The organism is Virgibacillus senegalensis, from assembly GCF_000821245.2.
In the GTDB taxonomy this organism is placed as follows: domain Bacteria; phylum Bacillota; class Bacilli; order Bacillales; family Amphibacillaceae; genus Sediminibacillus; species Sediminibacillus senegalensis.
The window spans coordinates 514,618-538,424 of the sequence record NZ_LN611424.1 but is presented as its reverse complement, the minus strand read 5'-3'; the positions used below and the strand labels follow the sequence as shown (position 1 = coordinate 538,424).

Below are 23,807 nucleotides of genomic sequence, written 5' to 3'. Positions count from 1 at the left end.
GGCTATTTCGTCTCCCTTTGCTGTGTTTTCCCTCGAAAACTACCGGCAAGATAACTAAGTGCTGCCGTTCTTAGCAGCCAGGCAGAGCCAAAGAATATTGCAGCTCCTGAAAAAGCGATAAAGACAATATGGGGAATCACTGGCCAACCGGTCGTCCCTTGACTCAACGGAATCGTCACGCCCGTCATGATTCCTGCAGCTGCAGTGATTTTGAAAAACTCTTTTCCTAGCATGCGAAGCGGCAATCCGTTGACGTGCTTCCGAAATAAAATGAAACCGGTAGCTGCATATACCAAGCCGACGATAGAAGATGCCAGCGGGATTCCGGTAAATCCCAGGATGCGCGTGAATAAATAGTTGAATAGTAGATTCAAAACAACGGAACCTACGCCTATCTTCATAATTAGTTTGCCCTGCTTTATCGAATAAAAGCCTTTATTGATCATGGTATTTAAACTAAAAAACAGCACCGAGCCAAAATAGTAATAAGCTGCCTTGCTAGTCGCCAAAGTAGCCTGACGGGTAAACGCGCCCCGTTCATACAACAACTCGATGATTTGCGGCATTAGAATCATCATCCCAGCGATGGCCGGCAGGACGAGCAGATACATCAGGGCAAGACCCTGAGCCATTGTCTGCTTGAACTGAAATTCACTACCAGCAGCCTGTGCTTTGGCAAGTGCCGGAAATACAAGTGTCGCGATGGTGACCCCGAAAATTGCCTGCGGAAAATGGACAAGGTTTTTGGCATAGTTAATATAGGTCACGGTTCCTTCAGGGAAGTAACCAGCAAAAATGTTATCGACAGTCAGATTGATCTGCCCAACCATAACGGTCAAGGCAACCGGCAGAAACAACTGATAAAATCGCTTAATCTCTGCATAATTGATTTTTTCTTTGAGCCTGATTGCTTGTTTCGGCACTGCCAGAATAAGCTTGAAAAGCAAAGAAATGATAGTACCGGTGAGATAACCGGCAGCAAGCACATACGGCCCTTCCGATTCAGCAAACAAAAACGCGCTTGTAATCATAGAGAATATCACAATCAGTTGTGATACCGCCGATGTGGAAAACCGCTGCCTGGCATCCAAATAGGCCTCTAAAACAGCGTTTAAGCCGACAAAAACAAGGGCGCTCATTAGCCATGCAGATACGCCCACCGCAACCGTTGTTGCCTGTTCACTAAAGCCCGGGTAGAGCAACGGAATCAAATAGGGGGAAAGACATACCCCAAAAACACCAGCGACCGCACCTCCGATAGCAGTGACCTTGAACACCTGTGACAAGTGGTTGTTTTCCCTGCCAAGGACAGCTGCCTCTAGAAAGCTCGGTACGAACGTGTTCTTCATTCCGTTGGTCATGAAAAGGAACAGCATGTTCGGAATGATAAACGCGGCCAAAAAGGCATCCGCTTGATAACTGTCGCCGAAGTAATAAGCGATTACCATGTCACGGACTAATCCTGATATTTTCAAAAGCAGTGTCATCATCAAAAACAACAGTCCGGCCGCTCCCAGTTTTGCCTTCACCCTACATACCCCGCATCTTTCTTCATGTTTATCTTGTCGACAGTCCAGCAAAAGCGGTTCTGCCTGTGGATTCCCTTCAAATATATCAAACTCATTCACAAGAAAAAGGAAAATTCACAATACTTAATGAACTCTTTACGAACTTCACGTTAGCTTAGTATTCTTTGAATGCATCTTCATTAAGGTCTTCCAGCTTGTTTTGACAAAAGTATATGTAACGCGGGTTTCTATCTAAGTAGTTAAAAAACTGATTGCCGAAAAAAGGGCTCTACCAGTTAGCCATTACAGAGGGGGCTTCCGCATCATAGTAACAGTGTGGAAACTTTGACGAGCTGCTAAAGCTCTTCCAGTTTAAGAGGATCAAATGATCGTTAATGGCGATTGCTACACTTGTTTCAAATCTAGCTTTGCCTAATACCTGTTGTACTATACTGATCTTTTGTAAATGAGATGTAACCTTTATCTCAACACTAAAAAACTATTCTTAAACGTTATAAACTCTCTTTTTCAGTATTTGCCTGTTTCTATTGCTAACTTTTTTTAGTATAATAATTCATTGGCTTTAACAAAGGTAAAACATTTTAGTATTCGTATCATAAAGGAGTTAATTAAATGGAAAATGATCAAATCAAGCAAGCAAGCCCTAAAAAATACTTTTATGAACTTAACTTTATTCGGGCCCTAGCTTGTTTATGTGTTGTGATGGTTCACGTCACTGCCAATCACTATAGTATAAATGGACAAACCTTTAATTGGGCAACCTTGTTTTTAAACCAAATAGCTAGATTTGGTACTCCAGCCTTTGCTATCATTAGTGGCTTTTTATTATATAATCAAGCTATTAACAGAGGATTCAAGCTTCAAAAATTTGTTTCCTCACGGTTCACAAAAATAGTTTTACCTTTTGTAATATGGAGTATCATCTATTTAATTGTCCGCTCCTATAACTTTCCTTGGATGCAGGACGGAGCTAGTATAAAAGAATTTGTTTTGTATTTTCTTCGTGGAGACAGTTATTATCACTTATACTTTATGATTGTTGTGGTGCAATTTTATATTTTATTTCCTATACTTCAATTTGCTACATCTAAAAATTGGCTGATTTTCCTGACATTGGTCGCTTTCTTCACTAATTACTTTTTCATTGAATCACCTTTTGATTTTGGTAGTGATTCACTAAATTCTTTCTTTCAAGACAGAGCCTCGCTCTTTTATTGGATGTTTTTCTTTCTACTTGGTGGTCTGCTGGTTCATTACTGGAGTTCCCTTGTTGAATGGATTGAGAAAAACGCTATATTTTGTGCAGTTTTAGGTTTAGTAGTAACTCTTTTTGCCATTTACGAATACAAGACATTTGGCTTCTATTCTTCAACAAGATTACTGAATATGTTCAATTTACCTGTATTGTTTATTTCTTTGACTGGGGTTTATTTTATTCTTGGAAGATGGAAAAAAATGAGGAACTATTTTGTGCAACTGGGAAATCTATCGATGGGGATCTATCTAGTCCATCCGCTTGTTATCCATGTTATCCGCACTAATATTCCAGAGGTTTTAGATAGAACTCGTTGGATACCTTTATCTTTTATTTTCACAGTAGCCATCTCGATTATCATAGTAAAACTTATAAATAAACTACCATTTGGTCAATATATCGTCACAGTAGCGGCAGCCAAAAAACCAGCAAAACAGAATACTTCTACTGAGAAAAAAACAGATACGTTGTCAGCTTGAATTTTTATTAGACTTTAAAGATTAATTAAATGTAGATTTAAAAAAAAGAAGAGCCGTCGGTCGGCTCTTCTTTTTGTGCTATTTTCGCTATTAAGGGAATGTAATTTCTTCCTATACTAATTATTGCTTGCCAGTGCGGAAAACGTTACTGGCGGCTTGACTACTGGACGCCCGATGGAGTGGTATTCTAATCCACTTCCTTCCACATTCTCCAAGGCAAAGCAGTTACGTCCGTCAAATAGAAGTGGATTGGTCAGCAGGCGGTCATATTCCGATAACGGAAAGTTTTTGACCTGCTTCCAATCGGTGATGATGACAGCACAGTCTGCACCTTGAACCGCCTCCTGCAGGTTGTCTGTCAGCGCCATGGCAGCTGGCATCAATTGTCTGGCCCGTGGTACAGCAACCGGGTCATATCCGCGAAGTGTTGCTCCGACATCGTGCAGCCGCTCTGCGATCCGGATAGCGGGTGATTCTCGCATATCATCTGTATTCGGTTTGAAGGTCAAGCCAAGCAATGCGATGGTTTTGCCCTTAAGGCTTCCTAAACGTGTCTTGATCATTTCAACCAGCCAGGCTCGCTGCCTTTCATTGACGTCTTGCACACTGCCAAGCAACGGCATTGGATAATCATAACTTCTTCCCATTGCAATCAATGCATTTGTATCCTTTGGAAAACAGGAGCCGCCATAGCCGATACCGGCATTCAGGAACTTACCCCCAATCCGGGAATCCATGCCCATTCCTTCTGCTACATAATCTACATTGGCTCCGAGATGGGCACATAAATGGGACATCTCATTGATAAAACTGATTTTGGCCGCCAAGAAGGCATTGGAAGCGTATTTGATCATTTCTGCACTGCGCAGATCTGTTTTGACGATCGGGAGCTGGAACGGCCGGTTGATTTCTGCCACCAGCTCCAATGCTAACAGATCATCTGAACCGATCACGATGCGATCACCATGAAAAGTATCATGGACTGCCGTACCTTGCCGGAGAAACTCCGGATTGGAAACGATTCGCACTTTCACTGGTTCTGTCAATCTATCCTCTATTATTTGTTTGATGATCTGGTTGGTGCCCACTGGAACCGTACTTTTCGTGACTACAACCACGTTTTGTTTTAAATGGGCTGCGACCGCCCTGCTAGCTGATTCAATGAAAGTCAAATCGGCTGAGCCATCGGAAGTTTCGGGGGTACCGACAGCTAGATAGATAACGTCCTTTTCTGCCAACCCCTCGCTGTAATCCGAGGTGAAATGCAGATTGGTACGACGAAGATTTTTTTCCAGCAATTCTTCCAGCCCTTCTTCATAAATCGGTGACTTCCCGCGTTTCAATAAGCTAATCTTTTCCTCATCAATATCCAAACAGGTGACAGAATGACCGATTTCTGCTAAGCAGACACCCGTTACTAATCCGACGTAACCTGTACCAATAACCGCTATGTTCATGGCAGTTCCACCGCCTTTTTATGCTTGTTGTATCCATTGGAGAGGAAACCAGTCTGCAGTTGCTGCGGCTGTTTCTTTCGTTTGCTGGCTGGAAATGCTACGTTTTTAGAAACCTGATTTTTCCTGATCATCACACCGCTCTCCTTTGTCTAGGGTTACTTCTATTTATATTTGGCAACATAGGAATCATTCATTGCCAGTGTGATTTCATCGTATCCGGTTGTCAGATTCGTTACAATCCCCTGGAAAGCACGATTTAGCTGGCGTTTACATTTTTTACAATCCCTCTAAACAAAGGAAAAGGCGTCATTTCAATGATCAAGCAATCATTAAAAATGGACGCCTTTTGTTATGTTCCAAGAATGGGTGTTTGTAAGGATATTGTTAATTTTGCTTCATACTCATCCCCGGTCATTGGTTCGTTTCACCAGCTTATGCATGCTGTTGATCAATGGTTTTTTCCGTTTTTCTGCCGCACCGATTTCCGCTATCACTGCCAGCAAAAGTAAAATGACAAAGGTGATTACGAGCGATATGGTAAGCGATGCATTCGAGAACAGGATACCCAAAACCCCGAAAATAGCACTGAACCCGTAAATGATCAGGACTGTTGCCCGGTGGCTGAATCCGGAAGCCAGCAGCTGATAGTGAATATGTTTTTTATCAGGAAGCATGATGTTTTCACGATTGTACAGCCGCCTGACAATGGCGAACAACGTATCAAATATCGGCACAGCCAGGACAATTACCGGTATGATAAAACTAAACAAGGTCACATTTTTAAACAAGCCGAGCAGGGAAATAACAGCTACGGAGTATCCGAGAAACATCGAACCGGTATCCCCCATATAAATTTTTGCCGGATAAAAATTGTGAAACAAAAAACCTATATTGCTGGCAATTAAAACGACACAGAAGTAGACAACAACTGTCCGGTAATCACCAAGAGCCATGATTAGTACGCTAACCAACGCTATCGCCGACACTCCGGAGGCAAGACCATCCAATCCATCAATCAAATTCATTGCATTAGTGATGCCGACAATCCATAGCAACGTCACAATATAGCTAAAGTTCCCGAGTTCCACCAATCCGAATAACGGGAGATTGATACGCTCAATGATCAGCCCGGCATAAATCAACACACCTGCAGCACCGATTTGTCCAATCAGCTTGTAGGCAGGACGCAATTGAAATTTATCGTCCAAAATTCCGAGGATAACGATAATAGCAGCTCCAAGAATGATTTCTACCAGATGACGGTGAACCGGCTGCAAATACAACAAGCCGAGAACAGTACCCGCAACTATTGCTAGGCCACCGAGTCTCGGAATCGCAAATGTATGAATTTTTCTCGCCTCCGGCTCATCCATCGCACCGAGTTTGACCGCAAGTTTTTTCACCGGAAAGACGAGCAGGGCAGTCGAAACCAATGAAATCAAAAACGCGATAATAAGCTCTGTTATATTAACCATGTAATCCCTACTTTAGCGAAATTCTCTCCTCTTTAATATAAAACAAAAAATCGATAATAATACCGTTATGATTCAGTCTAATATAATTATTCACCGAGATAAACCTTACCAAACATTCCAAATGTAAAAGCGTATGCACCCGATAGGATACATACGCTTAATAATTTATGCCTCTTGTTCCCGTTTTTTATCACGGCGGAACAAGCGGACGATCTTTCCGGACAATCCATCAAAGTACGTGTAGACTACTGGAATCAGCAGGAGGGTGAAGATACTGGAGATACCAAGTCCGAATATGATGGTGATTGCCAACGGCTGCTGGGATTCGGCCCCTTCGCCTAAACCGAGCGCCAGTGGTACCATTCCGAGAATCGTCGTCAAGGTTGTCATCAAAATTGGTCTCATTCTGCTGGCGCCCGCCTCAAGGATGGCATCGAAACGCGACATGCCCCGTCGTCGAAGAATATTGATATAGTCAACCAGCACGATGGCATTGTTGACGACAATACCGGCGAGCATTATGATTCCGATGAATGCTGTGATGCTCAACGGTTTGCCTGTCAGGAACAGACCGAGCAGGATCCCGACGACAGTTGCCGGTAAAGAAAACATGATGACCAGCGGTGTCAGGAAATTCTCGAACTGTACAGCCATTACTGCATAGACAAGGAAAATCGAGAAGACCAGTGCTATAGCCAGATCAGAGAAAGCCTCTGTCATATCTTCAACTTCTCCGCCCATTGAATAGGCGTACTCATCCGGGAAGTTTAACTGATCAAGTTTTGTTTGTACATCCCCACTGATGCTGGCCAAGTCCCTGCCGGAAATGTCACTGGTGACATTGACCTGTGGCTGCTGGTTTTCCCGCGACAACGTAGCGGGACTTTGAACCTCTTCAAAATCAGCTACCGAATCTAACGGAATCATCGAGCCTTGCGGTGATTGAATCATCAAATTCTGCAAATCGGCGATCGTGCTGCGCTGCGCTTCCGGGTATGTCAGGCGCACATTCATGTCATCCCCATCTTCCCGGTAATTCATGACTACCTGTCCTGTGAAAGCCATTTGGATTTGGCTCATAATTTGCTGGTGCGTCAAACCTTGTTGAGCCGCAGCTTCCCGATCAACCGTCACATTCAACTCCGGCTGTGTATCGGAAACCGAGGAGCTAGGATTTTGTATGCCGTCCACTTCTCCAATTTCCGCTACTACCTGATCAGCTAATTCACGCAGCACTTCATGCTCCGGCCCGGTCAGCTGAATTTGGATTGGAGAACCAGTACTCATGGCTGCTCCACCAAGTGCGTTGACCGATATATCTGCTCCGACTACATCTTCCATGTCTGCCTGCATATCGGCAATGACTTCATCCGTCGTTTGGCTGCGGTCTTCCGAAGAAACAAGCTGCAAGGTATAGGAGGCCTGATTCCCCCCACCTGCACCGCCCATCATTTGGTTACCGCCGCCGATGCTTAAATAACTCGTATCAAGAATATCCTGGTAATCCTGCAGCCTCTCACTTACTTCAGCCGCGATTGCTTCGGTCTCTTCTGTCGAAGTACCTGTCGGGGTTTCCAGAGAAATTTCGATTTGCCCTTCATCAGACGCCGGCATGAATTCAGCACCAATAAACGGTATCAAGGCCAGACTTCCAACAATGCACAAGAAGGTCATAAAAACGGTCGTTTTACGGAACTTTAATACTTTGCGAAGTACGCCTTTGTACCCGTTATTGACTTTATTCAGGAACCGGTCGAACCAGTAACGCCGTCCATGATCTTGCATCGCTTTGCTCAGCAGTTTGGATGACAGCATCGGAATCAAGGTGATCGATACTACCAGCGATGCGATCAGCGCGAACGAAACGGTTATCGCAAACGGCGTAAACAAGTTGGATGCAATTCCTTCAACAAACACGATTGGTAAAAATACTACCAATGTGGTCGTTGTCGAAGCAATAACAGCAGGAGCCAGCTCCGACGCCCCTTTCTTGGCCGCATCGGTTATGGAGTAGCCGCGCTGTCGGTAGGAAACGATATTTTCCAGAATGACGATGGAACTGTCGACCATCATCCCGATGCCAAGCGCCAGTCCTCCCATGGTCAGGACGTTCAGCGTTTCACCGGTAAAGTAAAGCAGTGTAAAAGTAGAAATGATCGCAATCGGAATAGATATTCCGATGACAAGGGTTGCCCGGATGCTTTTCAAGAAGAGCAACAGGATAAGAACAGAAAAGATTCCACCAATAATCATGTTCTGCACAACGGAGCTAATCGATGATTTAATGAAGGTTGATGTATCGATTACTACATCAAGCGACACACCCTCCGGCAGCTCTTCTTTCAGGTCATTAACAGCGTCTGTCACATTGTTGGATACATCAACAGTATTGCCATCGGTTTTTTTCATGACAGAAAGAACAGCAGCTTGCTTCCCATTTACCATTGTAGTCCCGTTAGACTCTTCGAATGTATCTTTTACTTCGGCGATGTCTTCTACATGTACTTGGGTGCCAGACTGCGATTGGATAATCGTGTTACGAATATCTTCCACCGAGTCATAATCCCCGTTTACACGGACTTGCAAATCTGCATTTCCTTTTTGTACCGCACCTGCTGAACCGGACTGGTTAGCTCCGCCGAGCGCTTGTGATATATCTTGTGTGCTCAAGCCGTACTGGGCCATTTTCCCCTTGTCCAATTCGAGTTGAATCTCTCGGGACTGGCCACCTTCGACAGTAACCGAGGCGACTCCTTCCTGCCGTTCAAAGTAAGGCACAATTTGATCATCTGCAACGTTTTGAAGCTGGGACAGGTTATCGCCTGTCAATCCAACCCACATTATCGGCATTTGATCCGGATTAAAGCGGAGAACAGACGGATCGTCCGCGCTGTCCGGAAGCATCCCTTTAGCCGAATCTACCTGTTCACGGACCTCCAGCAACGCATTGTCGAGATTGGTACCTGTCGAAAACATGATAACGACAAGGGAAGAACCTGATTGCGACTGGGACTGGACGGATTCCACCCCTTCAATCGAGCTGAGTGAGGCCTCCAAAGGCTGGCTTACTTGTTTTTCCACTTCTGCCGGGGCAGCATCTGGATAATTGGTTGCTACTACTGCAATCGGCAAATCAATTTTCGGAAACAAATCAATCGCTAAACTACGCAATGAAACAAAGCCGAGCGCTAGGATGGCGAGGACAATCATGACCACGCCAACCGGGCGCCGGACGGAAGTATCTACTAACTTCACGATTATTGCTCCTCCTTCTTGATGCTGACTTTCCCGCCATCATGGAGGGTGAGCTGGCCTTTAATGACCACCGTATCCCCTTCCGTAACATCTGCTTCGATCGCTGCCACATCAGATTGCGTTTCAGTGATTTCTACTGGTACTTCCACTGCCTTGTCATCCTCTACTAGATAAATAAGCGATTCTCCGCTATCATCCACCAATGCTGCGGTAGGAACAAGCAGCGTATCCTTGACTACTTTTTCCGGCAACCGGACTACTGCGGTCATACCTGGTTTAATCGCGTTGTCTTCATTTTCAAACGACAATTCAACAGGATATAAACCTGTATCATCCGGCACAGGAGAAGCATATTCGATCGTCCCGGTTATTTTTTCATCCTGATCGGCGAACTGCACTTCAGCCTCGTCGTTATCTTCAAAAAGCGCGAGGTCCTCTGCAGTGACCTTTACTTCAATCAACAGATTGTCCAAATCTACAATAGTTGCTAGCGGTTCGGTATTGGAAACCATTCCACCTTCATTCGCCTCAAGCGACGTAACTTCCCCATCTGCTGGTGCCTCCACGTCAATATTGCCCCTTCCTTCAGCAGACGTGATGGTGGCAAGGACATCGCCCTCCTCCACCTGATCGCCTTTTTCTACTTCTAGCGAATCTACTTCACCAGCAGTAGGTGGAATGACTGGGGCAGTGGATTCCGGTGTCACCCGGCCATAAAACTGCGTTTCTATTGTTAAGTCCCCATGGGTAACCTCGTCGACTTCGACCGGTGTGACGCTTTCTTCCTCCCCTGCGTTATCCGTTTCCTGTTCAGAACAGGCTGCCAATACAAGGACTAGGAATGCAAGCAACGGCAATACGATTTTTTTCACGGTAATTCTCCTCTCAGTTTGCTGATGATCAGTATGAATCCATTCCGCCAGAATATGTCAATATTGTCTACAGTTTGGATAGTTTTTGTCAAACTTCGCAGCAGCCTGGCAATGCCCGCACTTTCACGATAGCTGCTCTTTTTCCTCTTTGACTGCTAAATAGAAACGTTATTCTCCATGTAACTATACGGGGTGATTATTGTTTTGGTTTCAGATATTTCTGATTGGATGATTGATAATGAATGCGAAAAACCGGCCAAAATGACCGGTCAGTCGAATTTTACTATACCACGTATCCACTTTTATGACAATTGCCACGACTGGCTTTTGTAAAAGTGAAAATATCCTGTCCCAGCTAGAAAACTGGAGACAGGATATTAACGGCATCCTATGGATTATTGATTATTATCATCATTGTTGCGCATAGTGTCTTCGTTGGTGGCGTCATTGTTTTCATCAGTCAAATCACCAGCGTCTTGATCCGTATCGCCTTGATCTTCCTGATTGTCTTCATCGATTAAACCATCGTTGTCCTGGTCTTCATCGCCATTATTACCGCCCATATCGTTGTTGTCTTGATCCATACCATTATCATCGTTGTCCTGGTTATCCTCTACCGGGGCATCGTTATCTTCTGGTGGCGGATTGTCATTGTCATTGTTTCCGCAAGCAGTGATAAACAGAATGGCCAGCATGGACGCTCCCAACTTTAATAGCAAATGCTTCTTCATTTGTAAAAACCTCCTTAAGATGATGTCTTCAATTTATAGCCTTCCCATTTTTTCAAAAAAGTTTCCTGCGTTTTGTAAGGATGTACAATAAATTTTTTATGTTTTGGAACAAACCTCCCTTATTTCAGGGAACTGGAAAATCAGAAACCTCTTATCAAATGAGAGCAGCTATCTTTCTCCTCAGCAGTTTCCTGCGGGAAGAAATTAAACGAAAGAACATCCCTAGAATTCCATACAATTAGAAGAATTATACATAAGAGGAAAAGGAGTAAAACCATAGGCGGGCAAATAGGGGTAAACATTGAGGTGAAAATCGGGGACAGTCCCCCACCAAAGTAACACACAATCGCGCTACCACTCTAAAGTGTTGGGGGACTGTCCCTCGTCTTTTCATTATTGCTCTTCGTCATCTTGTTCTGTATCTTCATCCATAGAATCTTCTTCCGTGGATGAATCATCAGAACTGTCGTCTTCATTTTCTACATCATTTTCGGAAGCATCACTGCCATCACGGTTCGGATCGCCCGTTCCGCCCTCGGTTCCATTGTCATTGGTCCCTTGATCATCCTGGCTGTCTGTGTCTCCAGAATTGCCGTCGTCTTGCTCGATTTCACCCGTCTGCTGTTCGCCGTCTTCTTCTACAGGAGACTGTTCATCTTCCGGCGGAGGCTGATCTTCCTCTCCGCTTCCACACGCAGATACGATTGAAAGTGCCAAAGCTGGTGCACCTAGTTTGAATAGTAAACGACTGTTCATGTTTCGGACTCCTCCTTGTTGTCTCGCTTTTTATAACCGCCTGACGGGCCGCCTTGATAATTCCACTATGATTACACTATAACCCCATGCCCCGCTAGTTAAACCAACCAGGAACAGAAATGGGGACAGTCCCTCCTGAAGCAGAGATGAATTCATCTGTACTTGGGAGGGACTGTCCCCGAATAATTAGCATGACTTTATTTAATGGCAAACATTATTTCTGCTTCACAGGCTGTTTCGCCATCGACGGTCGCGATCGCTTTTCCTTTACCGATTGGTCCTTTCAATTTAATAATTTCGACTTCCAGCCGTAACTGATCCCCTGGCTTTACTTGCCGTTTGAATCGGCATTTATCGAGACCAGCTAAGAAGCCAATCTTGCCTTTGTTCTCTTCTTTGTTAAGGATTACCACTGCTCCGACTTGTGCCAATGCTTCTACAATCAACACACCCGGCATTACAGGGTAATTAGGAAAATGGCCTTGGAAGAACGGCTCATTGATCGTCACGTTTTTTTTGCCAACCACTCGTTTACCTTCCTCGATCTCTGTTACTTCATCCACCAATAAAAATGGGTACCGATGTGGAATGATGTCCTTGATTTCATTAATATCCAACATTCATTTCTCCTTTCATTCATCAGACAGCTTTATATCCGCTGTTTATCCAGCTACCTTTTCTGCCAAATGCTTGCCTACTTCTAAAGTATAAAGAAAACAAGCTTTTCCGCCAAGCATCAACCAGTATGTTTTCAGCTAATTGGTGAATCCTAAAGAGAAGTTTTTCTTCCATTCCCTGACTTATATCCTGATGTTTCAAGCAAATAGCAAGAAGGGAATAGTCTTTATAGCTGGATAAATGAGGAGGAGGGAACGCTAAATGCTTTGGACGATACTAGGAATCATCCTGGCGATATGGCTGCTCGGCTTTATCTTTGACGTAGTCGGCGGTATTATCCATATCTTGTTGGTGATTGCAGTCATTGTACTCGTAGTGAAATTCATCCGTGGACGAGCCGGTTCTTAGCCAGAATCGTAACCAGGGACTGACCCCGAAACCACTTAAAAACGGGAAAATTAGTTGTTTTGGGGGACATGGGGTCAGTCCCCGGACTCTTATCGACACAAAAAAAGGGTGTTCACAGAAATACTGTGAGCACCCTTTTTCATTCTTTTCCAGTCTGGGTAGATACTTATTCTTGTTTGCCTGTCACGATGTTGATAATATGCTCCCAGGTTGATACTTCCAGTGCATCAGTCGGTTTGCCGTCACCTAAAACACCATACCCGAACATCAATCCGCATATCAATGCCAATGCACACAAAACAAGCACTACAACCAGTCTCAACCAAATCGGGAAAATCCTGCGCCTTCCACTAGGCAACTTCCATATTCTTTTTTCCTTTTTTTGGTCCGAGTTTTCATTTGCCTTCTCTGCAGATTTAGCAGCTGCCGTTTTTTGCTGCTGCTTCTGCTGCTTGATTTCCTTGCGCTTGGCTGGACCTTGATTCACTTCTTTAGTTGGATTGTTCGATTGCATGGCTCTGATGACTCCTTACTATTTCAACTTCTGCGATTTTTAACCAAAGTGGATATTCATCTCATCCTGTTGTTACCGCAGTTGGTTTACCAATCCTGCCATCTGGTCGCTCATCGAAATAGACCGGGCATTGAATTGATAAGAACGCTGTGTCAGCAGCATATCGCTCATCTGCTTGGAGATATCTACATTGGAACTTTCGAGCGAACCGCTTTTCACCCGCAAATCGTTTTCAGCAACTTGCTGAATGATTTCACCTTCCTGGTAGTTCAATGCATCTAAATCTGGAAGGCGGAAACTGTTATTTCCTGCAGACTCCAATATACGAGGGCGCACCGCTTCTACCACCGCAAGCCTTCCTTCTTGTTGCGTCTGTCCGTTCCGAGTTACTTCAACTATTCCATTACCCGTTATCTGTATGTCTTCAAACCCTTCTACAAAAGAAAGTGGTCCATTTTCTCCCATAATCGGATTTCCGTCCTGATTAGTGAGCATTACCTGACCATTTTCAAGCGGGTTCAAATAAAAAGAACCGGCACGGGTGAATCTTGTTTCCGTGACGCCATTTTCCGTAACTTGTACTTGAAAAAGCTGATTTTCATCAAGCAGCGCTACGTCCAATCCTCTTCCTGTTTCCTGAAGAGAACCGGCAGACAAGTCTGCATTGGTATGACCTAGTCTTGCCCCGGATCCTATCCGCAATCCATCTGGTGTCAGTCTGCCCTCAGCGTTAGCTGGATCCGACAGATTGTCAATTTGCTGAAATAACAAAGAAGAAAAGTTTGCCTCCCGGCTTTTATAACCATTTGTATTCGTATTCGCCAGATTATTGCCGATTAAATCTAATTTATTTTGCAATTGGCCCATCGTAACAGCTGCTTGTATTCCGATTCTGCTCATGACGTAACTCTCCTTATCTCACTCGGCCGATTTCATTGACGGCTTTTTCCATACTGATATCATATGCTTTTAAAACCTTCTGGTTGGTTTCAAACGAACGGTATGCTTCCATCATCTCGGTCATTGCACGCATGGAATCGACATTGGAGCCTTCCAATGATCCCTGCTGAATCGAAAAGGTAACGCCCGCAGCAGCTCTAGCATCCATCACCGGATCTGCATCTTCATCGATGCGAAATAAATTTTCGCCTTCCTTGATCAAGGCATTCGCATCCTGTGCGTATGCTATACCAAGCGGGATATTCTGCCCGTCGATTTGAAGGGTCCCTTCTTCCGTTACATTAAATTCCATGCCATTTGTCTGAATCGGATTTCCCGTTTGATCCAATACATAATAGCCTTGATTGGATACAAGAAAACCTTGGCCATCAACTGTGAAGTTACCATTTCGGGTCATGCGTTCTTCCCCGTCTGCATTTTGCAACGTAAAGAAAAGTCCGCCGTTTTCGTCTGGCATGTTTCCATTTATAAGCGCAACGTCTGTCGTGATCCCAGTCTCTTGCAAGTCGCCTTGGCTAAAATCCGGAATGGTTTCCTGTACATATACCCCTGAATTGATGGAGCCAATTGTTGCCGGCATTGCTTTATTCAGGTTTCGGCCTGTTGGTACGTTTTGCGTCTCCATTCGTTGCAGAAGCATCTCAGGAAATGCTTTCAGTGTGGCCTGGTCCTGCTTGTATCCAGGCGTCTGTGCGTTGGCGATATTGTTCGATAAAGCCTCTTGTCTTCGCTGCTGTGCTAGCATTCCGGAAGCTGCGGTATAATATCCTCTTAACAAGATTCCTGCCCCTTTTTTCCGCAAACAGCCATTCGGCCATCTGCAATGTATTCGTTACGGCTCTTTCAAAGCCGCTTCCAAAATCAAACGATAATCTGTATTTCCAGACATTTTTCGCATTATCGTCAGTCAGAAACTGTCGATTAAACGATGCTTTTCTTTTCGACCTTGTCGATGTTTTCCAGCATGATGCCTGTACCTCTGGCCACACAGTTCATCGGCTCATCCGCCAACAACACTGGTACTTTCAGCTGGTCAGCCAGCAATTGATCGAATCCGTGCAGCAATGCACCTCCACCGGTCAGAATGACTCCCCGGTCGATAATATCTGCCGAAAGCTCAGGCGGAGTATGCTCCAATACCGTTTTCGCTGCCTGCACAATCAAAGCAACCGATTCGCGAAGTGCTTCTTCAATTTCGCCTGAACGGATCGTAATTGTACGTGGAAGTCCGGTCACCATGTCACGGCCGCGAATGTCGATGCTTTCATCACGTGCACCCGGGAATACCGTCGCTACATTAATCTTGATATCCTCTGCCGTACGCTCGCCGATCAACAATTTATATTTTTTCTTTACATAATTTAGAATTTCATAATCAAACTTGTCACCAGCCATTTTGATTGACTGAGCAGTTACAATGTCGCCCATGGAAAGGACAGCTACATCTGTCGTACCGCCACCGATGTCCACAACCATGTTACCGCTCGGCTGGAAAATATCCATTCCCGCTCCGATGGCTGCCACTTTCGGTTCTTCTTCTAAGTAAATTTTCTTGCCACCTGACTTTTCGGCGGCTTCTTTGATTGCTTTCTGTTCTACCTTCGTTATGTTGGTCGGACAGCAAATCAACATGCGGGGCTTTGATAAGAAGCCGCGTGCATTTATTTTATTAATAAAGTGTCTTAACATCGCTTCTGTTACATCAAAATCGGCAATGACCCCGTCTTTCAGTGGTCGAATAGCTTCAATATTGCCCGGGGTACGTCCAACCATGCGCCGTGCAGCATCTCCCACTTCCAAAACTTTTCCCGAGTTGCGGTCCATGGCAACTACCGAAGGTTCATTTAGTACGATTCCTTTTCCTTTAACATGAATTAACACGTTCGCTGTCCCAAGATCTATTCCAATGTCCCTAGAAAACATGAATCTTGATCCTCCCTGCATAATATTGATGCGTCGTATCCGTCCCTGAACACAATGCTACTAATCATATATTTTATCACAATTCTTTTCAATTAGTTAGCAGGATTGAAAAAAAATCTCGATAATTTCCAAATTTTGTTGAAGATTGCTTAGACACCTGCAAATCAAAGGGAAAAATCATGTGCTTTGCTTCTCATTGATTTTTACGTAACCCGCAAAAGTTAGGATGTGGGCCGGATCCGTTATTCATGATGACTTTAGATTGGAAGCAGGAGATACTGAATATTTTTCGTTATAAAAGAAGGCTTCCGCCATTTTTTGGGCGGCAAGCCAAGTTTTTACCACTTTTCCCGGCCATCTTCTTTTATTGGAAAAAAGTATAAGTAAAACGAAGGCTTCCGCCATTTTGGGCGGCAAGCCAAGTTTTTATCACTTTTCCCGACTATCTTCTTTTATCGGAAAAAAGTATAAGTAAAACGAAGGCTTCCGCCATTTTGGGCGGCAAGCCAAGTTTTACTAACATCTCCTATCGATTAACTTACTGGTTCTGCTGGGGTGTCTGCTTCTGGGGTGTTGACGCTGTATTTTAATTTTGTAGCTTGGCCGCCGCGTAGGTGGCGGATTGCTTTATGATGATCCAAAATCGTTTTTACTTCTGCGGCCAGTTCCGGGTTGATTTCGGGCAGCCGCTCGGTTAAATCTTTATGAACCGTGCTTTTTGAAACGCCAAACTCTTTTGCAATTACTCTTACCGTCTTCCTTGTTTCTACAATGTACTTCCCAATCCTGATAGTTCTCTCTTTGATGTAGTCATGCACACCACTCGCCTCCCTGAGTTGTAAGTCCAAGGTGTGAAATGAGACATAGGTGCTGAGAAAGTAATGACTGGAATATTCTATGTAAAAAGATACTAAGCGGCGCTGTTGTTATCTTCGATGTCTAGTGGAAAAGCCCCACAGTTCGCTCACCTCAGACCCTGCTTGAATGCTAGGTTTTTTACATTTTATTAAAATCGCCCTGCAATTATGATTAAATTTGCAAAATGAAGGGACAGTCCCCCACCTCGCTGTCGCTTTAGCGAGACGCAGTATTAGTGAGTTGGGGGACTGTCCCCCATTTTTTAAAACAGCAAAAAAGCATCCATTTAAAAATGGATGCTTTATCTATTTAGAACAGTTTTCATTCATTAAGTTAAGAGGGAAGCATCTGGGATGCTATTTTTTGTTTATCTTTAATCTGCATGTTCCCTGCAGTAAAGAGCAATAAGCTGAATTGATATTAGCCGATTTCACCATAATCTGGATCATAGTGAAGAACAATTGCTTCATCCTCTGCCGGTGCCGTATCCTTGCCGTCTGCCAGCAAAGCAGCTCCCGGTTGTACCAAGGCAAATCCTACCACCAATGTTAGCAACGCAACTAATCTTTTTACCATAAATAAAACCCTCCTAAAAATTTTATTTATAAAAAGATTGATTGGTCCAGAAAAGGATATTATGTATCTTTCCAAGGAAGTTATTCTGGAAAAAGCAATCCTTTTACCAAAATAAACAGGTTGTGCAGATCTTAAATGTTTTTTCTATTGTTAGAGGATAAAAGATCATTTCTCCGCTTTTAGCAACCATTCGCAATTAGCGAAGCTTATGAGGCAGACCCATCGTCCTCTTAAACACGGAATTTCACGCATCGTTTTGAAACCGTCTGTCATTTATCGCCAACAATGGTAGGCGAGAAANGGAAGCAGGAGATACTGAATATTTTTCGTTATAAAAGAAGGCTTCCGCCATTTTTTGGGCGGCAAGCCAAGTTTTTACCACTTTTCCCGGCCATCTTCTTTTATTGGAAAAAAGTATAAGTAAAACGAAGGCTTCCGCCATTTTGGGCGGCAAGCCAAGTTTTTATCACTTTTCCCGACTATCTTCTTTTATCGGAAAAAAGTATAAGTAAAACGAAGGCTTCCGCCATTTTGGGCGGCAAGCCAAGTTTTTATCACTTTTCCGACTATCTTCTTTTATCGGAAAAAAGTATAAGTAAAACTAAGGCTTCCGCCATTTTGGGCGGCAAGCCAAGTTTTTATCACTTTTCCCGACTATCTTCTTTTATCGGAAAAAAGTATAAGTAAAACTAAGGCTTCCGCCATTTTGGGCGGCAAGCCAAGTTTTACTAACATCTCCTATCGATTAACTTACTGGTTCTGCTGGGGTGTCTGCTTCTGGGGTGTTGACGCTGTATTTTAATTTTGTAGCTTGGCCGCCGCGTAGGTGGCGGATTGCTTTATGATGATCCAAAATCGTTTTTACTTCTGCGGCCAGTTCCGGGTTGATTTCGGGCAGCCGCTCGGTTAAATCTTTATGAACCGTGCTTTTTGAAACGCCAAACTCTTTTGCAATTACTCTTACCGTCTTCCTTGTTTCTACAATGTACTTCCCAATCCTGATAGTTCTCTCTTTGATGTAGTCATGCACACCACTCGCCTCCCTGAGTTGTAAGTCCAAGGTGTGAAATGAGACATAGGTGCTGAGAAAGTAATGACTGGAATATTCTATGTAAAAAGATACTAAGCGGCGCTGTTGTTATCTTCGATGTCTAGTGGAAAAGCCCCACAGTTCGCTCACCTCAGACCCTGCTTGAATGCTAGGTTTTTTACATTTTATTAAAATCGCCCTGCAATTATGATTAAATTTGCAAAATGAAGGGACAGTCCCCCACCTCGCTGTCGCTTTAGCGAGACGCAGTATTAGTGAGTTGGGGGACTGTCCCCCATTTTTTAAAACAGCAAAAAAGCATCCATTTAAAAATGGATGCTTTATCTATTTAGAACAGTTTTCATTCATTAAGTTAAGAGGGAAGCATCTGGGATGCTATTTTTTGTTTATCTTTAATCTGCATGTTCCCTGCAGTAAAGAGCAATAAGCTGAATTGATATTAGCCGATTTCACCATAATCTGGATCATAGTGAAGAACAATTGCTTCATCCTCTGCCGGTGCCGTATCCTTGCCGTCTGCCAGCAAAGCAGCTCCCGGTTGTACCAAGGCAAATCCTACCACCAATGTTAGCAACGCAACTAATCTTTTTACCATAAATAAAACCCTCCTAAAAATTTTATTTATAAAAAGATTGATTGGTCCAGAAAAGGATATTATGTATCTTTCCAAGGAAGTTATTCTGGAAAAAGCAATCCTTTTACCAAAATAAACAGGTTGTGCAGATCTTAAATGTTTTTTCTATTGTTAGAGGATAAAAGATCATTTCTCCGCTTTTAGCAACCATTCGCAATTAGCGAAGCTTATGAGGCAGACCCATCGTCCTCTTAAACACGGAATTTCACGCATCGTTTTGAAACCGTCTGTCATTTATCGCCAACAATGGTAGGCGAGAAAAAAAGTAATCGCTTCTTTTCACAATAAAGTCATTGTAAGATCGCAGAAGCATTCCTTTATCCTGTTCTGCCAACCCCAGGTAGTATTTTCGAAATGGAGAGTCCAATGAAATACGTTTAAGGATTCTTTTCGCTTCTTCCATCTCTCCTCTGGCAATTGCCAAATGAGCTTGTTCGCTTGGATCAGTGGTGGTAATTCCATCTACGACTCCGAAATGAGCCGAAATGAAGGGGAAGTTTTGTTGTTCTATTGCCCTGATTAGGGTTGTTTTATTATAAAGAGTGGCAATTCGCTTGGCTTCCTCCAAGTGATAGATGCATTGGAGATAGTTTTCATATAAGTAACTCAAGCCGAGGTGCATATGGATATTCGCTTTTCTTTCCTGGCAATAGGGATAGGTTAGTACTTGGAAAGCATATTTTCTGGCCAAGATTAACTCGTTTCTTTTCCAGTAGTATGTAAATAAGGTCTCATTGAGGCGGACGAAAAAGAGCGAGGTTAAAAAGGGATCTTCAATATCATTGATTAGTTCAGACTGGTGATCCAGGTAATCACCGAGCTTTTCGAATTCGTTTAAATCGTAGTAGAGATAGATTTTCATGAAGCCTACTAAGCAATTCAGTTCGGCGATGTTTGTTTTAATCTGATGAACCTCATCTAGCAACTCATGTTGCGGCTTGGTTCCCCGTTTGCGAAGGACCAAGAGTTCATAGAGGTTTGCCCATTTACGATTGATAGGATTTACACTTTGTTTGTTTTGCAGAAGCAGGAAGTCCAATTCTTGAAAGAAACCATTCATGTAAAGAAATTCCATACCGGTCCTTTTCACATAATCAGAGGTAGAGTTCAGACAAAAAACTTTCGTCAAATGAACAACCTCATCTTCTGTGTAATCATTATGGATGCTATTTATATAATCTTCTATGGTCATGTGTTTATTTAACATGGGCTCCTCAACGACCTTTTCAATAAATTCACTTCGGGATGGGCTTCCCCTCATGGCATGCCTCCTTTTTCCTTCCAATATGTGAGGTATCTTGTCAGCTTTATTTAATTATCGCACAAAAATTATGTTTTTCAACAGGAAAATACGAACATTCGTTCGACAATTTATTACAAAATATTACAAATTTCTGACTTTTCCTAATATTTCACTTCGCATTTCTATGTACAAAAAGAAAAACCCCGGATTATTGTCCGGGGCTTTAGGCTTATGCGTTGGCCATTGCTGCAGAAGATTCCCGAGCTCCAGCTGAAGATTCTTCCGTTGAGCTATCGACATCTTCCTGGTCTGTTTCCGAATCGGTATCTTCTTGTTCGGCACCAGTTTCTTCATCTGTTGCATCATCTTGTTCTGTGCTTGTTTCTTCCCCTGCTGCAGCATTTTCATCTTCAGCAGATTCTTGCTCAGAGGACTCTGCCTTAACTTCATTCAACTGGCGGTTAAAATACGATTCCGGGTTGACCGGAGTATCGCCTTGTCGCAGTTCAAAGTGTACGTGTGTACCGCTTGCCTGTCCAAAAAGATTTTTACCAGCAGTTCCGATTACATCACCTTGCTGCACTTTGGCTCCTGCTTCTACCGCTACTTCTTCCAAACTAGCATAGTAAGTTGTTACATCGTTCTCGTGTGAAAGTTTTACGACGTTACCTAAAAGCGGATCCTCTTTTACTTCGACTACCTCGCCACTCAAGGAAGCTGTAACATCGAAGCTTTCTCCTTCTGCAGAAGCAATATCGACACCGGTGCTTTGATAGTACTTATTGTTGTATAGTACAAGTGCTTTTTCTTGATCTTCACTATCTGCACTATAGTCGTAGAATTTCGTTACAATCTCGGACTGATCCTCTTCCTGCACCGGCATTTTGATTACTTCCTGCTGCTCCAACACTGGTTCGGCTTCTTCACCCATGTCAAATGGATTCTCGGAAATGTTATCCACTTGGGAACCTTCATTTTCCGCCTGCTCAGGAGTATCCAAACTTTGATACCATAGGACTCCTGTTAAAAGCAATGCAGCCATCGTCAAGTAAAGTGCCGGGAAAAACCATTTCTTACGAAAGATACGTTTCCATCCATTTTTTGAAACGTTCTTGTTTTCCTCTCTCATGATCATCACCTCAGCAATCATTCTGAGCAGAAAATGAGAGATATATACCTATTAAAAAAATTTTTTAGTAATTAATGTTCGACAAAACTCAAATATTATTCATCATAAGCAAAAAAACGGGGACTGACCCCGACATACGGTTTCTACCAAGAGAGTATCGGTTTGGGGTCAGTCCCTCTAAAAAGGGTTTGAGCAGGATATTCTCCTCGGAATCACTTCTAAAGGCCGGATTGACAGCTTTTTTGTCATTTTGGGGACTGACCCCCGTAAGTGGTTGTTGCTTTTGGATAGTACTTGGTAGGGACTGTCCCCGGTTTGTATGTTCTACCCGGATTTTGCGGTTTTGGGGACTGACCCCTCTATGCCTGACCCCTCTATGCTGTCCCCCCTTCCCCACTTCTTTTTTAGGAGTTGGAAGCGAGTTGGGGGGCGGCTTGGTCGATGTTGTTGATGTCTGCTCCTTTGTAATAGTATTGGAGGATCTGTTTATAATTTTTTCCTTCTTTGGCCATACCGTTGGCTCCGTACTGGCTCATGCCGATTCCATGGCCATAGCCTTTGGTAGTGAAGATCACGTGGTCCTTCTTTTGTTCAACCTCGAAGTCGCTTGAGCGGAGTCCTAGCTTTTCGCGAACTTCTCTTCCTGAAAAGGATTCCCCACCGATAGTAATCGTTGCAACCCGCTGGCTCTCGGTACGTTCGATTTCAGCAGCCACTGCCGCACTATTATCTATGGTAATACCAAGTGCCTGTTCCACCTCAGCAGTGGTGAAGATTTGCTGGTCTAAATACTTGGGAGATTCTTTATCCCAAGGGCTGGCGACACTTCGCAAGTACGGCAATTCTCCTTCCCAGTAATTCTCCGAGTCTTCGGTGAAACCGTTGCTAGTCGAAAAGAAAGCAGGTGTAATCGGCTGTTCGTTATAAGTAACGATCTCTCCTTTTGTTTCTGCAACTGCTTCGACGATTTTATTCATTTTCCAATTATAATCTGACTTCCAAATGTCGTGCAGTTCCTCTTCACTTTTGTACACTTGATGCTGTACAGTATCTGTTACATCGGCGCCTTTCGGATTTTCGTCAGGCTCCACGGTCAAATGATTCACGATATACGTTCTTGCGGCCAATGCCTGCGCCTTCAGCGCCTCCAGTTCGAATTCAGCCGGCATTTCTGAAGCCACTACGCGGGTGACATAATCTTCAAGCGGAACGGTTTCCACCTCTTCTGAGTTGGTGCGATACACCTTCACCGCAAACAGGGAATCCTCTTGCTGGAGGGTTACCTGCTCCGTTTCTTGTTGTTTGTTGACGGATTCTTTCGCTGTTCCCCCAGCCTGGATAAAAGGGGCAACAATCAACGTTGGTACCACTAATATGATGATAATCAGACTGGTAGCTGTAATCAGAGTAGGACCTCTCCATCTGGTGAGCGATGCTTGCTTTAATTTCTTCATCGGCGGCCTCCTTTTCTAGTTTGTCTACTAACTAATCTATACAGGAAAGAAAAACAATAGAACTAGTTTTTTCACCTTTCCGGCAAGCTGATAGATTGTCCTAAAGACACGACAAAACCCCGCCTCTCTCTTGAGACGGGGGTTGTCTTTCTATTGTGGCACCGTTTCTTTTAGCGGTGTTTTATCCTTGATTTCGTCGTTGTATAAATGGCAGGCAACATAATGATCTTGCTCGACTTCCTGCCATACTGGATTGATGTTGGCGCAAGCTTCCATGGCAAACGGGCAGCGTGTCCGGAAGACACAACCGCTTGGGGGATTAATGGGACTTGGGAGCTCTCCTTCCAAAATCATTCGTTCGCGTCCTTCCTCTACATCCGGATCCGGAATCGGAATGGCAGAGAGAAGAGCTTGCGTATATGGATGAAGCGGACGTTTATACAAGTCACCTGCTTTGGTCAGTTCGACCATGTTGCCCAAATACATGACACCGATTCTATCGGAAATATGCTTTACCATGGATAGGTCATGGGCGATAAACAAATAGGTCAGACCCTTTTCCTTTTGCAGCTTTCGGAGTAAATTGACGACCTGGGCCTGGACGGAAACATCGAGTGCAGATATCGGCTC

23 protein-coding genes are annotated in these 23,807 nt (G+C 43.8%); 2 read left to right on the top strand and 21 right to left on the bottom strand.

Going from position 1 to position 23,807, the window contains the following annotated elements:
* Positions 1 to 2 precede the first annotated feature (2 nt).
* Positions 3 to 1,529 carry a murein biosynthesis integral membrane protein MurJ gene (murJ, locus tag BN1067_RS06780; protein WP_053218202.1) on the bottom strand — a complete coding sequence of 509 codons (1,527 nt, stop codon included), beginning with the start codon at positions 1,527 to 1,529 and terminating at the stop codon, positions 3 to 5.
* A gap of 612 nt (positions 1,530 to 2,141) precedes the next feature.
* Here murJ and BN1067_RS06775 point away from each other — a divergent pair.
* On the top strand, positions 2,142 to 3,263 hold the full coding sequence (locus BN1067_RS06775) for an acyltransferase (RefSeq protein ID WP_053218140.1): 1,122 nt from the start codon (positions 2,142 to 2,144) through the stop codon (positions 3,261 to 3,263).
* 116 nt (positions 3,264 to 3,379) lie between these two features.
* Here BN1067_RS06775 and BN1067_RS06770 read toward each other — a convergent pair whose 3' ends face one another.
* The 8 genes from BN1067_RS06770 to fabZ all read right to left on the bottom strand — a co-directional run bounded on the left by BN1067_RS06770 (position 3,380) and on the right by fabZ (position 12,429).
* Positions 3,380 to 4,720, bottom strand: a complete 1,341-nt coding sequence (locus BN1067_RS06770; RefSeq protein WP_053218139.1) for a UDP-glucose dehydrogenase family protein — start codon at positions 4,718 to 4,720, stop codon at positions 3,380 to 3,382.
* Entirely contained in the window at positions 4,717 to 4,851 is a 135-nt protein-coding gene (locus BN1067_RS20405; protein ID WP_267893601.1) for a hypothetical protein, read from the bottom strand. Before BN1067_RS20405 ends, BN1067_RS06770 begins: the two co-directional genes overlap by 4 nt.
* Positions 4,852 to 5,121: 270 nt before the next feature.
* Positions 5,122 to 6,195, bottom strand: coding sequence for a glycosyltransferase family 4 protein (locus BN1067_RS06765; protein WP_053218138.1), 1,074 nt, complete (start codon positions 6,193 to 6,195; stop codon positions 5,122 to 5,124).
* A gap of 165 nt (positions 6,196 to 6,360) precedes the next feature.
* Positions 6,361 to 9,450: an efflux RND transporter permease subunit gene (locus tag BN1067_RS06760; RefSeq protein ID WP_053218137.1), complete on the bottom strand. Its 3,090-nt coding sequence runs from the start codon at positions 9,448 to 9,450 to the stop codon at positions 6,361 to 6,363.
* A 2-nt stretch (positions 9,451 to 9,452) separates the two neighbouring features.
* On the bottom strand, positions 9,453 to 10,322 hold the full coding sequence (locus BN1067_RS06755; protein ID WP_053218136.1) for an efflux RND transporter periplasmic adaptor subunit: 870 nt from the start codon (positions 10,320 to 10,322) through the stop codon (positions 9,453 to 9,455).
* Positions 10,323 to 10,717: 395 nt separating this feature from the next.
* Positions 10,718 to 11,053, bottom strand: a complete 336-nt coding sequence (locus tag BN1067_RS06750) for a hypothetical protein (RefSeq protein ID WP_053218135.1) — start codon at positions 11,051 to 11,053, stop codon at positions 10,718 to 10,720.
* A 393-nt stretch (positions 11,054 to 11,446) separates the two neighbouring features.
* Positions 11,447 to 11,809, bottom strand: coding sequence for a hypothetical protein (locus BN1067_RS06745; RefSeq protein WP_053218134.1), 363 nt, complete (start codon positions 11,807 to 11,809; stop codon positions 11,447 to 11,449).
* Positions 11,810 to 12,006: 197 nt separating this feature from the next.
* Complete coding sequence (fabZ, locus tag BN1067_RS06740) at positions 12,007 to 12,429, bottom strand: 3-hydroxyacyl-ACP dehydratase FabZ (RefSeq protein WP_053218133.1); 423 nt, start codon at positions 12,427 to 12,429, stop codon at positions 12,007 to 12,009.
* Positions 12,430 to 12,688: 259 nt separating this feature from the next.
* On the opposite strand from fabZ, the gene BN1067_RS06735 reads away from it, so the two are divergent.
* Entirely contained in the window at positions 12,689 to 12,835 is a 147-nt protein-coding gene (locus BN1067_RS06735; protein ID WP_110943348.1) for a lmo0937 family membrane protein, read from the top strand.
* Between the two features lie 166 nt (positions 12,836 to 13,001).
* Here BN1067_RS06735 and BN1067_RS06730 read toward each other — a convergent pair whose 3' ends face one another.
* The 12 genes from BN1067_RS06730 to BN1067_RS06680 all read right to left on the bottom strand — a co-directional run.
* Positions 13,002 to 13,349 carry a DNA-directed RNA polymerase subunit beta gene (locus BN1067_RS06730; RefSeq protein WP_053218132.1) on the bottom strand — a complete coding sequence of 116 codons (348 nt, stop codon included), beginning with the start codon at positions 13,347 to 13,349 and terminating at the stop codon, positions 13,002 to 13,004.
* Between the two features lie 72 nt (positions 13,350 to 13,421).
* Positions 13,422 to 14,249, bottom strand: a complete 828-nt coding sequence (locus tag BN1067_RS06725) for a flagellar hook-basal body protein (RefSeq protein ID WP_053218131.1) — start codon at positions 14,247 to 14,249, stop codon at positions 13,422 to 13,424.
* Between the two features lie 13 nt (positions 14,250 to 14,262).
* Complete coding sequence (locus BN1067_RS06720; protein ID WP_053218130.1) at positions 14,263 to 15,087, bottom strand: flagellar hook-basal body protein; 825 nt, start codon at positions 15,085 to 15,087, stop codon at positions 14,263 to 14,265.
* 143 nt (positions 15,088 to 15,230) lie between these two features.
* The gene (gene mreB / locus BN1067_RS06715; RefSeq protein WP_053218129.1) at positions 15,231 to 16,232 is read right to left on the bottom strand and encodes a rod shape-determining protein; all 1,002 of its coding nucleotides are present in this window, start codon (positions 16,230 to 16,232) and stop codon (positions 15,231 to 15,233) included.
* Between the two features lie 533 nt (positions 16,233 to 16,765).
* The gene (spoIIID, locus tag BN1067_RS06710; protein ID WP_053218127.1) at positions 16,766 to 17,050 is read right to left on the bottom strand and encodes a sporulation transcriptional regulator SpoIIID; all 285 of its coding nucleotides are present in this window, start codon (positions 17,048 to 17,050) and stop codon (positions 16,766 to 16,768) included.
* 460 nt (positions 17,051 to 17,510) lie between these two features.
* On the bottom strand, positions 17,511 to 17,666 hold the full coding sequence (locus tag BN1067_RS19815; RefSeq protein ID WP_199868482.1) for a hypothetical protein: 156 nt from the start codon (positions 17,664 to 17,666) through the stop codon (positions 17,511 to 17,513).
* A gap of 745 nt (positions 17,667 to 18,411) precedes the next feature.
* Positions 18,412 to 18,696 (bottom strand): sporulation transcriptional regulator SpoIIID, encoded by a 285-nt coding sequence (spoIIID, locus tag BN1067_RS06700; protein ID WP_053218127.1) that lies wholly within the window; start codon positions 18,694 to 18,696, stop codon positions 18,412 to 18,414.
* Positions 18,697 to 19,156: 460 nt separating this feature from the next.
* On the bottom strand, positions 19,157 to 19,312 hold the full coding sequence (locus BN1067_RS19810; RefSeq protein ID WP_199868482.1) for a hypothetical protein: 156 nt from the start codon (positions 19,310 to 19,312) through the stop codon (positions 19,157 to 19,159).
* 244 nt (positions 19,313 to 19,556) lie between these two features.
* Complete coding sequence (locus BN1067_RS06695) at positions 19,557 to 20,612, bottom strand: AimR family lysis-lysogeny pheromone receptor (RefSeq protein ID WP_053218126.1); 1,056 nt, start codon at positions 20,610 to 20,612, stop codon at positions 19,557 to 19,559.
* Between the two features lie 211 nt (positions 20,613 to 20,823).
* Complete coding sequence (locus BN1067_RS06690; RefSeq protein WP_053218125.1) at positions 20,824 to 21,723, bottom strand: M23 family metallopeptidase; 900 nt, start codon at positions 21,721 to 21,723, stop codon at positions 20,824 to 20,826.
* Between the two features lie 404 nt (positions 21,724 to 22,127).
* Entirely contained in the window at positions 22,128 to 23,177 is a 1,050-nt protein-coding gene (gene spoIID, locus BN1067_RS06685; RefSeq protein ID WP_053218124.1) for a stage II sporulation protein D, read from the bottom strand.
* Positions 23,178 to 23,327: 150 nt separating this feature from the next.
* On the bottom strand, positions 23,328 to 23,807 hold a 480-nt coding region (locus tag BN1067_RS06680; RefSeq protein WP_324777863.1), incomplete at its 5' end, for an oligopeptide/dipeptide ABC transporter ATP-binding protein.